The following is a 12961-nucleotide window of genomic DNA, read 5'->3' on the forward strand; positions in this document are numbered from 1 at the left end:
TCTCACGCGGACACGGACACGGCCCTCTCCGCAGCGGGCTCGGCGCGCTCCAGCAGCCGGCCGATCCCGCGCACGGCGGCTCGGCCGGCCCGGTTCGCGCCGATGGTGCTGGCGGACGGCCCGTACCCGACGAGATGGACGCGCTCGTCGCGCGCGGCCTGCGTCCCTTCGACCCGGATCCCGCCGCCGGGCTCACGGAGCCTCAGCGGGGCGAGGTGGTCGACGGCGGCCCGGAAGCCCGTCGCCCAGAGGATGACGTCCGCCTCTACGGTGCGGCCGTCGTCCCAGGCCACGCCGTCCGGCGTGATCCGGTCGAACATGGGCAGCCGGTCGAGTACACCCGACTCGCGGGCCCGCCGGACCGCGTCGGTGACCGGCAGCCCGGTGACGCTCACGACACTCTGCGGCGGCAGCCCGCGCCGCACCCGTTCCTCCACCATGGCCACGGCCGCCCGGCCCTGATCGGCACCGAACGGACCCTCCCGGAACACCGGCGGCCGCCGCGTCACCCAGTAGGTGTCCGCCGCCACCTCGGCGATCTCCATCAGGTGCTGTGTCCCGGAGGCCCCACCGCCCACGACGACCACGCGCTGCCCGGCGAACCCGGCCGGCCCCGGGTAGTCCGCCGTGTGCAACTGCCGCCCACGGAAGGTCTCCTGCCCCGGGTAGCGCGGCCAGAACGGCCGGTCCCAGGTGCCGGTGGCATTGATCAGGGCGCGCGTCGTGTACGTCCCCTCGGACGTCTCGACGAGCAGCCGCCCGCCCGCACCCTCACGCACGGCGCTCACCTCGACGGGCCGGTGCACCCGCAGGCCGAAGGTGCGCTCATAGGTGTCGAAGTACTCCCCGATCACCTCGGACGAGGGCCGGCTGTCGTCGGCACCCGTCAGCTCCATGCCGGGCAGGGCGTGCATGCCGTGCACCTTGCCGTACGTCAACGAGGGCCAGCGGAACTGCCAGGCACCGCCGGGACGCGGGGCATGGTCGAGGACCACGAAGTCGCGGTCCGGTGCCAGACCGCTGCGACGCAGGTGGTAGGCGCTGGACAGGCCTGCCTGCCCGGCTCCGATCACCACGACATCCACTGGGCGCGTCCCGAGATTGTTCACGCTTCTACCAACCGCATCGACGGCGCGGATCTTCCCGCGGCCGCCTCCGGCTCGTCCGACCGGCCCCGCCCCGGTACGTGGTCGCGCAATCCCGCGGTGCGGGCAGGACAATGTGCACATGTCCTCTGCGTTCACGACCAGCGTCCTGCACATCACCACGGGCACGACGGAGACCGTCACCGACCTGACGTCCGACTGCGAACAGTTCCTCACCCGGACGGCCGCGGGCCGCGACGGCCTGCTCAACATCTTCGTGCCTCACGCGACCGCCGGGATCGCGGTACTGGAGACCGGCGCGGGCAGCGACGACGACCTCCTCAGCGCCCTGCACGCCCTGCTTCCCGCGGACGACCGCTGGCAACACCGCCACGGCAGCCCGGGCCACGGCCGCGACCACGTGCTCCCGGCGTTCGTCCCGCCGCACGCGACGCTGCCCGTGGTCGGGGGGCGCCTGGAGCTGGGGACCTGGCAGTCGGTGTGCCTGGTGGACACGAACGTCGACAATGCGGACCGGCAGGTGCGGCTGAGCTTCCTGGGCTGATCAATATCGCTCCCAGGGTCGTGCCGCCGATTCTCCGTGCCACGCGTGCGCGAACGGAGAGAACCTTGCACGGTACGGACCTGCATACGATCGAGCGTTCCTATGACCGGTGACCCGCCCGAAGCCGGGCCCCTGGCTCCGTGACGAGAGGGTTGCTTACGACGGGCCTGGTCGCCGCAGCGGTGGACCGGCTTGGCCGCAACGTCGTCGACTGCCTGAACACCGGTTACGAAATGCGGGACGAGAAGAAGATGCTCGCCAGGCCGGAGTGCCCATGGTGGTGCCTGCTGCGCGGGCGGCCACGATGTTCACGCCCGGGGCGGCGATGTCCGGCTTCATGGCCCCGTCACCGAAGCGCGGGCCCCGGCTGGAGAACGAGGCGATCTCGTCCTGGTCGTCGACCGCCGCCACGGTCAGGGCCGCGTCGGCTGCGCCGGGCGTGTCGATGCTGCCCGCGTCGGGGCCGGTGTTGCCCGCGGCGATCACGAAGAGGGTGCCGGTGTCCTTCGTCAGCGTGTTGACGGCCTGACTCATCGGGGCGGTGCCGTCGGTGTAGGTGTCCGCCCCGAGACTCATGCTGACGGCCTTGGCGCCGCTGTGCGCGGCCCACTCCATGCCTGCGAGCACCCCGGGCTCGGTCCCGGAGCCGTTGTCGCCGAGACCTTGCCGATGAGTAGTTTCGCGCCGGGGGCGACACCCTTGTACTTCCCGCCCGATGCCGCGCCGGAACCGGCGATGGTGGAGGCGACGTGGGTGCCGTGTCCATGGCGGTCGACCACGTCGGCCGAGTCCGAGAAGTTGCGCGTCTCGTCGATCCGGTCCGAGAGGTGAGCGGCTGCGGGCGGTGCTGTCCGATCTGGGCGTTGCGGACTGTGCGACCTTGAACGTAAGCGAGTGATCGGGCTGCCATTCGCGCGCGCCCACCCCAGCAGATGCCCTTCTCGCTGCCGAATCGGGCGCGTTCACGGCGATCGCTCTGCACGCGCGGGTCCGCCGGTCGAGAGGGATCTCCTGCCCGATGCGGGGCGTGCCTGCCGACCGCTGCGGCCGGAGTCTCCGGCACACGGGCCGCCGTCTGAGGCGCCGCAGCCCCAGCAGTTCGACCGTTCGCCGGCTGTTCAAGTCCGTCACACGGACCGCCAACGCTTCCCGCGGACCGCTGGCCCAGGTCAAGCGCCGGATGAGTGGTGGGGAACGTGACGCGCGTAGTGGCTGATCCGGCTCTGGGCGACCCCAAGAGATTGACAGGGGCATGACTTATGTCTAGCTTCCTCAGCGGCTGCGGTGTCACATCAGACCCCCTGCCCCCGGGAGGATGCACATGGCCGCATCGTTCGTCACTCATCGCGCACTCGATGGTGGGACGTACCACTTGGAGGGCGACATCGACCTCCAGGCGCCGTGCACTTCGGCTGTCGAGGTCCTGGCCGGTGGCCGGCTGGTCGAATTCACTGCCGGCCCGGCCTCTCTGGGGGACGATGTCGCCGCCTCCCTGGGTACCGGGTCACCCGAATCCGAGCTCACCTTCCAGAAGGGCGCGCTGCGCATCTTCCGGTCGGTCGAGCGCGAGCCGCGCTCGGGGCTCGTGGAGCGGCCGTCGCTCGTCGTGTGGCGTGGCGAGCGCCATTCACTCGTGACCCGGTTGTACGGCATGGGCGTGGCCGAGGTGCTCGGGCTGCTCCGGTCGGTGCGTATCGGGGAGAGCGAGTACGGGCTCACCCTCCAGCCGGATCCCTCGGCCGGAAGCGCCTTCGCGCGTCCCGCGACGCTGATCAAGGAGGTACCCGGCCTCGGGCTGCTGGAGCTGTCGCGGCGCACGAAGGAGCACACCGCCCAGCTCCCGCCTTGGAAGGGGGTGGCGGTCGCGTCCGGCGAGCTTTTCCGCGACACGCTCTCCGACGGCAGCCCGTTCTTCGTGCTCTCCTCCACCGCGATCTGGGCCACGGTGGTGCCACTGGCGTCGACTCCCGTCGAGAGGGTGCCCGAACTCGTCGGGCGACTCACGCTGCGGCATGCCGGGTGATCCGCCGGTGATCGGCTTCTACGGCGGGCTGACCGCCTCCCTCGTCATCCTGACCCTGCTCATGGGTGCGGGCTCCCATGCCGCCAGTCCGGCTGCCCTGGGCGACGCGCTGTGGGCGCACGGTGTACTGGGTCCGCGGCTCCGCCGGTCGGCGGCCGTCGGGCTGCCGGTCGCGGAGGGTGTCCTGGGGGTGGCCGGCACGGCCGCGCTCCTTACGGGGCACCAGCGGGGGCTGCAGACCGTGCTCGTTGCGGGGGCCGCCCTCTTCGGGCTCTACGCCGCCTACACGCGGCACGTCCTCGCTCTCGGCCGAGGGGGGCCGTGCGGCTGTTCCGGCCAGGATGTGCCCCTGAGCCGCTGGGTGACCCGGCGGGCCGCGGCCCTCGCCGTGCTCGCGATGAGCGGCGCCGGCGTCGTCGGGGCCGGCCCCGTGCGGCTCTCCACGGCGGAGCTGATCACGCTGGTGCTCGCAGCTCCCGCCTGCGCGACGCTGCTGTGGTACCTGCCCGCTGCCATGCACGAGCCGACCACAGCGTCCGTCCACCTGCCGACCAGGGCCACTGCTCACCAGCAGGACAAGACCACCGTGCACCGGACCGCCGAAGGAGTGCCAACGCGATGGACTTCACCACCAGCGCCCTGATTGCCTCGTGGGCGGCGATCGCGCTGCTCGCGCTGGTCGTATCGGGGCTCATCAGACAGGTGCACCAGCTGTCACGAACGCAGCCGCACCGCCCTGGGCGAGTGGGCATCGCCCCCGGCGCACAGGCTCCCGGCCTCGATGCGGCCCGGCCCGATCCTGCAGGACTCGACGGCCTCCTGACACCGGGCCGCGCCGCGCTGCTGCTCTTCCTCGACGCGGACTGCCGTACCTGCGGCCAAGTGCTCGCCGAGGCCGGTGCCTGGACGGTCCGCCAGAGCGACGCGGCCGCCCCGCAGGTGCTCGGGCTCTACGCGGGCGCCGGGCCGCAGGCCGGCGAGGGCGCCGTCCCGGTCAGGGACCACCGTCCGGAGCTGTTCACGGCCTACGACATCCCCGCCACCCCCTACGCGGTGGCCATCGATCCGGAACTCCGCATCGTGCGTTCCGAGCCGCTCGGTTCACCCACCGCGCTGCTGCGGCTGCTCGACGACATCGCACCCGCAACGCCGAGGAGCCGGCCGTGACTTCACTGCATGACGTGCCCACGCTGCGCCGCTCCGGGAGCGGTGGCCGCCGCTCCCGGACCGGGCGCGGGGCCCTTCCCTCCTTCGCGCCGTCCAGGCGCACCGTGCTGCAGGCGGCGACCGCCGCGGGCTTCGCCGCGCTGGGAGTGTTCTCCGCTGCCCGGGAGGCGTACGCCGACGGATACGACATCTGGACCGGTGCATGCCCGAGTTACGCCGAGGACCACAACTGCTCCCCGGGCTGCGGGCCCAGCACCATCTATGCCGACGCGTGCGTGACCTCGGGGACGAACACCGGCTTCCACCGGACGGACGGAGTCACCTGGACCCTGCGGCCCAACCAGTGCTACGCCGGTACCTACGACGGCTGGCTGTGGCGCTACAGCGCGGCTTGCGGCAGTTGCGGCTGCGGTATCGAGAGGCGGTGCCACGACGGGTACCGCAACACCGGCTCCGGCTGGGTGAAGTCCATCTGCCGCTGGACCACCGACTGCGACTGCCCCGGCTCCGTCACCTGGCCGACCATCGGCAGTGGAGCCACCGGGCCCGACGTCTTCACCATCCAGCATCTGCTCACCCACCACGGGCATCCCACGGATGTCGACGGCATCTTCGGTACGGACACCGAGGCGCAGGTCGAGGCGTTCCAGTCGGCGAACGGACTCAGCCCCACGGGCAGCGTCAGCGCGGCGACCTGGCCGGTCCTGGTGGTCACCGTGCGTCAAGGAGACGTGAACGATGCCGTACGGGGCGCGCAGCGGCAGCTCAACAAGCACGGTTCCGCTTTGACCGTCGACGGCAACTTCGGTTCGCTCACCCGGCAGGCCGTCGTCTCGTTCCAGTCCCTGCACGGCCTGACCGCCGACGGAGTGGTCGGCCCGAACACCTGGCTCACACTGACCGGGACGGTCTAGGTGGGCGAGTCCGTCCGTCCCGCGGACCGGCCGAGCGGCGCCGGTGCCGTACGGGCGCTGCTCACCGACCCCGTTCTGCCCGTGGCGGCCCTGGGGATCGCGGTGATCGCCGCCGTCCTCCATGCCCCCGTGCTGACCTGGGCGATCACCGGTGGTCTGGCCGGCTACTCGCTCTCCGGCTCCGTTTGAACGCGTAACAGCGCTTTCGCGCTGGCCTCGCCAGGTTGGCGGGCAACGTACAGACAGGCGCTGGTCCTCGGCGTGTTCACCTGCGGCCTGCTGGCCGGAGGGGCGCTTTCGGCCGGGGTGCTGTGGCTCGTGTCCGGCCTCTTCACGCCGGTTCCGGCCGGCGTGCGGCAAGGGCTGATCGTGGCTGTCGCGTTGCTCGCCGCGTTGCGTGACGCGGGCAAGCTGTCGCTGCGGCTGCCGCAGAACGCCCGGCAGATACCGCAGGACGTCCTGCGGCGTCATCTTGCGCGCGGAGCGCTGCAGTTCGGCTTCGAGCTCGGCACGGGCGTGCGCACCTACGTCTCGGCGAGTGCGCCGTACGCGATGGCGGTAGCGGTGCTGCTGTCCGGGGGCTCCTACGCGCCCGCCCTGGCCGCCGGACTCGGCTTCGGAGCCGGCCGGGCACTCACCCCGGCCCTGCGCAGGCTCTCCGGAGACGGGGAGTGTTGGGACGACCGACTCGCGGAGCGGCTGAGCGGCATGACCGTCGTGTGCTCCGTGCTGATCGCCGCTGCCGCCTGGGGGGTCTGGCAGTAGTGGCTTCGCCCTGCCTCGGCCAGGAGCCGAGCACCTCATCGCGCCAGGTGGCGTCTGCAGGCCGGTTGTGCCGTAGGTCTGGTCCTGTGGCAGATGGTGATGGTGTGGACACGTCATGCAGGGGGAGGCCAGACTCGCCTCAACCCTCTAGCGGGAATCGGGAAGGACTCACAACGGAGGCGCCATGTTGAGGCGTACGATCCAACTCGCCCTAGCGTTTGTCATGATCATGGCTGCGACGGTAGGGGGTGTGCTGGCCACCGCTGCCCCTGCCCAGGCCGACGAGTGCTACAGCTGGGGCCGCACCCTGTCCGAAGGCATGTCGGGAGCCGACGTGACCCAGCTGCAGATCCGGGTGGCCGGGCATGTCGACTACGGCGAGATCCTCTCCGTCGACGGCAACTTCGGCCCGCGGACCAAGGCCGCGGTCATCAAGTTCCAGCAGGCGTACGGACTCGGAGCGGACGGCATCGCGGGTTCCCAGACGTTCAGCAAGATCTACGCACTGCAGGACCCGGACTGCACCCCCATCCACTTCACCTACGCAGAGCTGAACAACTGCAACGCCGACTGGTCCGGTGGCGCGGTGAGTGCCGCGACGGCCAAGTCCAACGGCCTGCGCACGATGTGGAAGCTGGAGGCCCTGCGGCACGTGATGGGTGACGTGCCCATCGTCGTGTCCAGCGGATTCCGCTCCACGGCCTGCAACAATGCGGCGGGCGGTGTCTCGAACAGCCGGCACCTCTACGGTGACGCCGCCGACCTGATCGGCAGCCCGTCGTTCTGCGCACTCGCCCAGCGGGCTCGCTCGCACGGCTTCGGCGGCATCTACGGCCCCGGCTACCCGAACCACAACGACCACACCCACGTGGACGGCAGCACCAGCCGCTCCTGGTCAGCCCCCAACTGCGGGGTCTGACCGGCACGTCGCCACCGCACCCGCACAGCAGCCCGCCTTCCCCGGGCCGGACTCCGGCCCGGGGAAGGCGGGCCCGTACCGGCCGCGGGGTGCGCGGCCGATCAGGCTCCGGTTCGTCCACGGGCAGGCACCGCCGTGGACGGACCGGAGCAGACCTGCTGAGCCGCTGCCCCTCACTCTCCCCCCGCATTCGAGTAGGAGTGAACCGATGTCCTCCCGGATCCCCTGGCGCGCCCGCGCCGGAACTGCCCTGCTGGCGGTGCTCGCCGGTACCGGCGCGTTCGCCGCCCCCGTTCCCGCCCAGGCAGATTCCCAGCCCGAGAGCCTGCGGAGCGTCACCTACCACGGCTACCGCATCGAGGTGCCCGCCGACTGGCAGGTGGTCGATCTGGCCGAGAACCCGCGTGCCTGCCTCCGGTTCGACAGACCCGTCGTCTACCTGGGTGAGCCCGCCGAGCAGAACGACTGCCCCGCCGGAGTCGTCGGCCGTTCGGCGGGCATCGTCGTGGAGCCCATCACTGCCCGCTCCGCCGGTCAGGCGACGGCGGCGACCGCACGGACCCAGCGCGGCAAGGCCATCGCCCCGTCCGCCGCTTCCAGCAACGACACCATCCAGATCGCCGTCGAGGACGCCGGCGTCCTCGTGACAGCCGCCCACACAGCGGAGACGGAGAACCTCGTACGCGGCGTTCTCGCCTCCGCCGAGCTCACCGAGGGCGCCGAGCGCATCGCGCTGCCCCACGCGGCCCAGCGCTCCGACGCCACCTCCCTGGCCGCGGCCGGACCGCAACCCGGCAGTTACCAGGGCAAGGGCTTCGACGCCTGCGCCGCGCCCTCGCAGGCCGCGATGAACGCCTGGCAGGCGAGTTCGCCGTACAGCGCGGTCGGCGTCTACATCAGCGGATCCTTCCGCGGCTGCGCCCAGCCGAATCTGACGGCGAGCTGGGTGACCAGCCAGACCGCCAACGGATGGCGTCTGTTCCCCATCGACGTCGGCCGACAGGCACCCTGCACCAGCTACTCGCTGAAGATGTCCACCGACCCGGCCACGGCCAAGTCCCAGGGCGTCACCGCGGCCGCCGGTGCCATCACCGCCGCGTCGAACCTCGGCATCCCGGCGGGCAGCGCCATCTACAGCGACATCGAGGCGTACACCTCCACGGCCTCCTGCAAGGCGTCCGTGCTGTCGTACCTGTCCGGCTGGACCGAACGGCTGCACAGCAGCGGCTATCTGTCGGGCTTCTACTCCAGCGCCGCCTCCGGCATCAAGGACGCCGCCGCCGAGTACGGCAACGGTGCCTACACACGCGTCGACCATCTCTTCTACGCGTGGTGGAACGGCGCCGCCGACACCAACACCGGTTCCTACGTTCCGTCCTCCTACTGGTCCGGCCACCAGCGGATCCACCAGTACGCGGGCGAGGTCACCGAGTCCTACGGCGGCTACTCGATCAACATCGACCGCGACTACCTGGACGTGGGCAACGGCTCCGCGCCCACTCCCAGCTGCAGCGGGGCGAACCTCGACTTCACCGCGTACACCACCGTCCGGAGCGGATCGACCGGAGACCGGGTCAAGGCCGCCCAGTGCCTGCTCAAGGCCGCCGGATTCGACCCGGGCACCCCCGACGGGATCTTCGGGCCCGACACGACCGCCGCCGCCCGGAACTTCCAGTCCGGCAAGGGGCTCACGGCGGACGGTGTGGTCGGCGCGAAGACCTGGACGGCCCTGCTGTCCCGCGGATCCACCCCGACCGTCCAGAGCGGCTCGACGGGCGAGGCCGTCACCCGGCTCCAGCGCGCCCTGACCGCCGCGCTCGGCCGGACGGTGGCCATCGACGGCGTCTTCGGCTCGGGCACCGCCCAGGCCGTACGCGACTACCAGTCCTCGCGCGGGCTGGGCGCGGACGGCATCGTCGGCCCCGCCACCTGGGGCGCCCTCCAGTCCGGAAAGTGAGCGGGCGAATGAACAGGAATGTGAGGCAGAGACCGTGAGACGACTCGCACGCATCATCACGCTGTTCACCGCTCTGACGGGCCTGTTCCTCGGGCTTGGCGTCCCCGCGCAGGCCTTCCCGCAGGCGGCGTTCCCGCTGACCAGCAACGGCAACCGGGGTTCCGACGTCGTCGCGCTGCAGCACCTGCTTGCCGCGCACGGCCGCTCCGTGGCGGTGGACGGCGCCTTCGGCTCGGGCACGCAGAGCGCCGTGGTGGGCTTCCAGCAGTCCAAAGGCCTGACCGCGGACGGCGTTGTGGGGCCCGCTACCTGGGGCGCCCTCGCCATCACCGTCCGCCAGGGTGACAACGGGCCGGCGGTGGCAGCCCTCCAGTCGCTGCTCAACGCCAAGCGGGGCGCCGGACTCTCGGCCGACGGGGCATTCGGACCCGCCACCGGCACCGCCGTCCGTGCCTTCCAGTCCCATGCGGGGATCAGCGCGGACGGCGTCGTCGGACCGACCACCTGGCAGAACCTGCTGTGGCACTACGAGAACATCAACTTCGGCGGCAGCACGATGTGCGCACAGAGCCCCGACGGCAACACGGGTGCCCACTGGGCGACAGCCGGCTCCGTCGGCCAGTTGGAGGCCGCCGCCGCCACCTTCGCCGCCACAGGGAACGGCAGACTGCCGGTGGGCGACGCCGGCTTCGAGCACGGCGGGGACATTCCCGGCCACGGCAGCCACGAAGTCGGGATGGACATCGACGTGTGGCCCGCCCACACCGACTCGGCGCAGTGCACCGCGGGGCGCATCACCTGGCAGTCGAGCACGTACGACCGGGCGGCCACCCGCAGGCTCGTGCAGGAGATCCGTGCCAAGGCCCCCGGCCACGTCCAGCTGATCTTCTTCAACGACCCGCAGCTGATCTCGGAAGGGCTGACCACGAGCTACGCCAACCACGACAACCACCTGCACATCCGCTACCGGTAGCGGCCCGGCCGCGGGACCCGGGCCTCGCCCGCGAACCCGCGGCCGTCCGCAGCGCTCAGCGGATCACCAGTGTGGTGCCGGCCACGGCGGGAACCAGTTCCCCGATGACCAGATGTCCGGGTACCTCCCCGGCGATCAGCAGCCCGCCGGAGGTCTGTGCGTCGGCAAGCAGGTGCAGCTCGTCCTGGCTCGCCCGTCCCGCGTCAAGGTGCGGGCGTACCCAGTCGAGGTTGCGCCGGGTGCCGCCGCTGACGTACCCGGCCCGCAGGGACTCCCGGGCGCCGTCGAGCACGGGGACGGCGGCGGCGTTCACCACGGCCGTGACGCCGCTGGCCCTGGCCAGCTTGTGCAGATGGCCGAGCAGCCCGAATCCGGTCACATCGGTGGCGCACACGGCGCCGACCTCCAGGGCAGCCGCGGCTGCCCTGTCGTTGAGCATTGTCATGGTGGCGACGGCGTGTGCGAAGACCTCGCCGGTCCGTTTGTGGCGGTTGTTGAGTATGCCGACGCCCAGCGGTTTGGTCAGGGTCAGCGGCACGCCCGGCCGGCCGGCGTCGTTGCGCAGCAGCCGGTCCGGATCCACCAGGCCCGTCACGGCCATTCCGTAGAGCGGTTCCGGGCTGTCGATGCTGTGGCCGCCGCCGACGAAGCAGCCGGCTTCGCGGGCCACTTCGAGCGCTCCCGCCAGGACCTCCCGGGCCAGCTCCGCGGGCAGTACGTCACGGGGCCAGCCCAGCAGGTTGAGCCCGACGACGGGCCGGCCGCCCATCGCGTAGACGTCGGACAGGGCGTTGGCCGCGGCGATCCGGCCCCAGTCGCGGGCGTCGTCGACGACGGGTGTGAAGAAGTCGGCCGTCGACACCAGGGCCGTGCCGTCACCGGTGAGCACCACGGCGGCGTCGTCACCGTCGTCGAGTCCGACCAGCAGCCGGTTCTTGTTGCCGCCGAGGGCCTGCCCGGGATTCCCGGGCGGCAGCAGTCCCGCGACCATCGCCTCCAGTTCCCCCGGAGGAATCTTGCAGGCGCAGCCGCCTCCGTGTGCGAACTGGGTCAGCCGCACAGGCGCGGCCGGTACGGAGACGGGGCCAACTGGCTTCATAAGGAGATCATTTCACCTCTTGCCCCAGCAGTGTGCGGGGACCACAATCTTGCTCCGGAGGCGTTGGGTGGGCTGGTGCCCCTCCCGATCTTCAAAATCGGTGTGGTCCGGGAACCGGGCCAGGCGGGTTCGATTCCCGTCCGCCTCCGCTGACTTCGATCGGGGTGGCACGGGTGGCGGACAGGACGGACGAGCCGCCTGCGGACATCCGGAGGCAGGTGCCGAGCACCACGGTGCTCCTCGGCGACCCCCGGCTGAGCGAGGCGTCCGTACGGCTGGGCAGGCCCCTCGTCAAGGCCGCGGTCGGCACCGCCCAACAACTCGTACGCGAAGGACGGATCGGCCCGGGCGACGCGGTCCACGCCGCACTTGCCGCGCTCCCCGCGCACACAGGCGGACTGAGCCCCGTGCACAACGCCACCGGCGTCGTACTGCACACCAATCTGGGACGGGCCCCGCTGTCGCGGCCCGCGCTGGAGGCCATGGCGGCGGCAGGTGGATACACGGACGTCGAGCTGGACCTGAGCACCGGCAGACGGGCGCCACGTGGCCGCGGCGCCATGGCCGCCCTGCGGGAAGCGGTGCCGGCCGCGGAGGCGGTGCACGTGGTCAACAACGGCGCCGCCGCCCTGGCCCTGGCGGCGGTGACGCTGGCCCCGGGGCGCGACATCCTGCTCAGCCGGGGCGAGTTCGTCGAGATCGGCGACGGATTCCGGATACCCGAACTGCTGGTTTCCTGCGGCGCACGGATACGCGAGGTCGGCACCACCAACCGGACCCGTCTCGGCGACTACGCGGACGCCGCGGGCCCGGACACAGGTTTCATTCTCAAGGTCCACCCGTCGAACTTCACGGTGAGCGGCTTCACCGGGGGAGTGGAAACCGAGGAACTGGCGTCCCTCGGCCTTCCCGTCGTCATCGACATCGGCTCCGGCCTCCTCGCTCCCGACCCTGTGCTGCCGGACGAGCCCGACGCGGCCACGGCCCTGCGCGACGGGGCCACCCTGGTCACCGCCAGCGGGGACAAATTGCTCGGCGGGCCGCAGACCGGGCTGGTCCTCGGCGCGGCCGCCGTCGTGGAACGGATGCGCCGCCATCCGCTGGCCCGAGCCCTGCGCGTGGACAAGTTCACCCTGGCCGCGCTGGAAGCGACACTGCGCGGTTCCGAACCTCCCGTGCACACAGCCGTGCACATGCCGCTGCAGCAGCTGCGCAGCCGCACGCTGCGCATGGCCGAGGATGCCGGCCGCCGAGGGCTGGACGCGCGCGTCGTACCCCACGAGGCGGTGGTCGGAGGAGGCGGGGCGCCCGGGGTCGTTCTGCCTTCCTGTGCGCTCAGTCTCCCCGACGACCTGGCAGAACCTCTGCGCACCGGTGAACCGGCCGTGCTCGGGCGGGTGGTGCGCGGCCGGCTGCTGCTGGACCTCCGGTGCGTACCGCAGGAGTCCGACAGCGACATCCTCGCCGCGGTGCTGCGCGCGGCGGGGCGCTGAT

At 71.6% G+C, this 12961-nt stretch carries 13 protein-coding genes, 1 tRNA gene and 1 pseudogene; 12 read left to right on the plus strand and 3 right to left on the minus strand.

The window, feature by feature from the left end; genetic code table 11:
- Positions 1 to 2: 2 nt before the first annotated feature.
- Positions 3 to 1109 carry an NAD(P)-binding domain-containing protein gene (locus tag OG959_RS34770; RefSeq protein WP_326664892.1) on the minus strand — a complete coding sequence of 369 codons (1107 nt, stop codon included), beginning with the start codon at positions 1107 to 1109 and terminating at the stop codon, positions 3 to 5.
- 118 nt (positions 1110 to 1227) lie between these two features.
- Between OG959_RS34770 and OG959_RS34775 the strand changes: the two genes are divergently transcribed.
- Complete coding sequence (locus OG959_RS34775) at positions 1228 to 1650, plus strand: YjbQ family protein (protein ID WP_326664893.1); 423 nt, start codon at positions 1228 to 1230, stop codon at positions 1648 to 1650.
- A gap of 264 nt (positions 1651 to 1914) precedes the next feature.
- On the opposite strand, the pseudogene OG959_RS34780 reads toward OG959_RS34775, so the two are convergent.
- A pseudogene (locus tag OG959_RS34780) lies at positions 1915 to 2477 on the minus strand (S8 family serine peptidase); the annotation flags it as partial.
- A gap of 494 nt (positions 2478 to 2971) precedes the next feature.
- Between OG959_RS34780 and OG959_RS34785 the strand changes: the two are divergent.
- From OG959_RS34785 to OG959_RS34825, 9 genes are all read left to right on the plus strand, one after another.
- Positions 2972 to 3673 carry a hypothetical protein gene (locus OG959_RS34785; RefSeq protein WP_326664894.1) on the plus strand — a complete coding sequence of 234 codons (702 nt, stop codon included), beginning with the start codon at positions 2972 to 2974 and terminating at the stop codon, positions 3671 to 3673.
- Positions 3663 to 4316 carry a MauE/DoxX family redox-associated membrane protein gene (locus tag OG959_RS34790; RefSeq protein WP_326664895.1) on the plus strand — a complete coding sequence of 218 codons (654 nt, stop codon included), beginning with the start codon at positions 3663 to 3665 and terminating at the stop codon, positions 4314 to 4316. The genes OG959_RS34785 and OG959_RS34790 overlap by 11 nt, the downstream gene beginning before the upstream one ends.
- Entirely contained in the window at positions 4292 to 4840 is a 549-nt protein-coding gene (locus OG959_RS34795; protein ID WP_326664897.1) for a hypothetical protein, read from the plus strand. Before OG959_RS34790 ends, OG959_RS34795 begins: the two co-directional genes overlap by 25 nt.
- The gene (locus tag OG959_RS34800; protein WP_326664899.1) at positions 4837 to 5754 is read left to right on the plus strand and encodes a peptidoglycan-binding domain-containing protein; all 918 of its coding nucleotides are present in this window, start codon (positions 4837 to 4839) and stop codon (positions 5752 to 5754) included. The genes OG959_RS34795 and OG959_RS34800 overlap by 4 nt, the downstream gene beginning before the upstream one ends.
- Positions 5755 to 5943: a hypothetical protein gene (locus tag OG959_RS34805; RefSeq protein ID WP_326664901.1), complete on the plus strand. Its 189-nt coding sequence runs from the start codon at positions 5755 to 5757 to the stop codon at positions 5941 to 5943. It begins immediately after the preceding gene.
- A 72-nt stretch (positions 5944 to 6015) separates the two neighbouring features.
- Positions 6016 to 6519, plus strand: a complete 504-nt coding sequence (locus tag OG959_RS34810) for a hypothetical protein (protein ID WP_326664903.1) — start codon at positions 6016 to 6018, stop codon at positions 6517 to 6519.
- Positions 6520 to 6703: 184 nt separating this feature from the next.
- On the plus strand, positions 6704 to 7438 hold the full coding sequence (locus OG959_RS34815; protein ID WP_326664905.1) for a D-Ala-D-Ala carboxypeptidase family metallohydrolase: 735 nt from the start codon (positions 6704 to 6706) through the stop codon (positions 7436 to 7438).
- Positions 7439 to 7646: 208 nt separating this feature from the next.
- Positions 7647 to 9395 (plus strand): glycoside hydrolase domain-containing protein, encoded by a 1749-nt coding sequence (locus OG959_RS34820; RefSeq protein ID WP_326664907.1) that lies wholly within the window; start codon positions 7647 to 7649, stop codon positions 9393 to 9395.
- A 34-nt stretch (positions 9396 to 9429) separates the two neighbouring features.
- The gene (locus OG959_RS34825) at positions 9430 to 10368 is read left to right on the plus strand and encodes a penicillin-insensitive murein endopeptidase (protein WP_326664909.1); all 939 of its coding nucleotides are present in this window, start codon (positions 9430 to 9432) and stop codon (positions 10366 to 10368) included.
- Between the two features lie 55 nt (positions 10369 to 10423).
- Here OG959_RS34825 and selD read toward each other — a convergent pair whose 3' ends face one another.
- Positions 10424 to 11467 (minus strand): selenide, water dikinase SelD, encoded by a 1044-nt coding sequence (gene selD / locus OG959_RS34830; protein ID WP_326664911.1) that lies wholly within the window; start codon positions 11465 to 11467, stop codon positions 10424 to 10426.
- Between the two features lie 56 nt (positions 11468 to 11523).
- Here selD and OG959_RS34835 point away from each other — a divergent pair.
- Together OG959_RS34835 and selA are read left to right on the plus strand one after the other, a co-directional pair.
- Positions 11524 to 11617 (plus strand) — tRNA-Sec (locus tag OG959_RS34835).
- 23 nt (positions 11618 to 11640) lie between these two features.
- Complete coding sequence (selA, locus tag OG959_RS34840; protein ID WP_326664913.1) at positions 11641 to 12960, plus strand: L-seryl-tRNA(Sec) selenium transferase; 1320 nt, start codon at positions 11641 to 11643, stop codon at positions 12958 to 12960.
- Position 12961: the final 1 nt, after the last annotated feature.

Origin of the sequence: Streptomyces sp. NBC_00385, from assembly GCF_035917155.1 — a bacterium.
GTDB classification, from domain to species: domain Bacteria; phylum Actinomycetota; class Actinomycetes; order Streptomycetales; family Streptomycetaceae; genus Streptomyces; species Streptomyces poriferorum.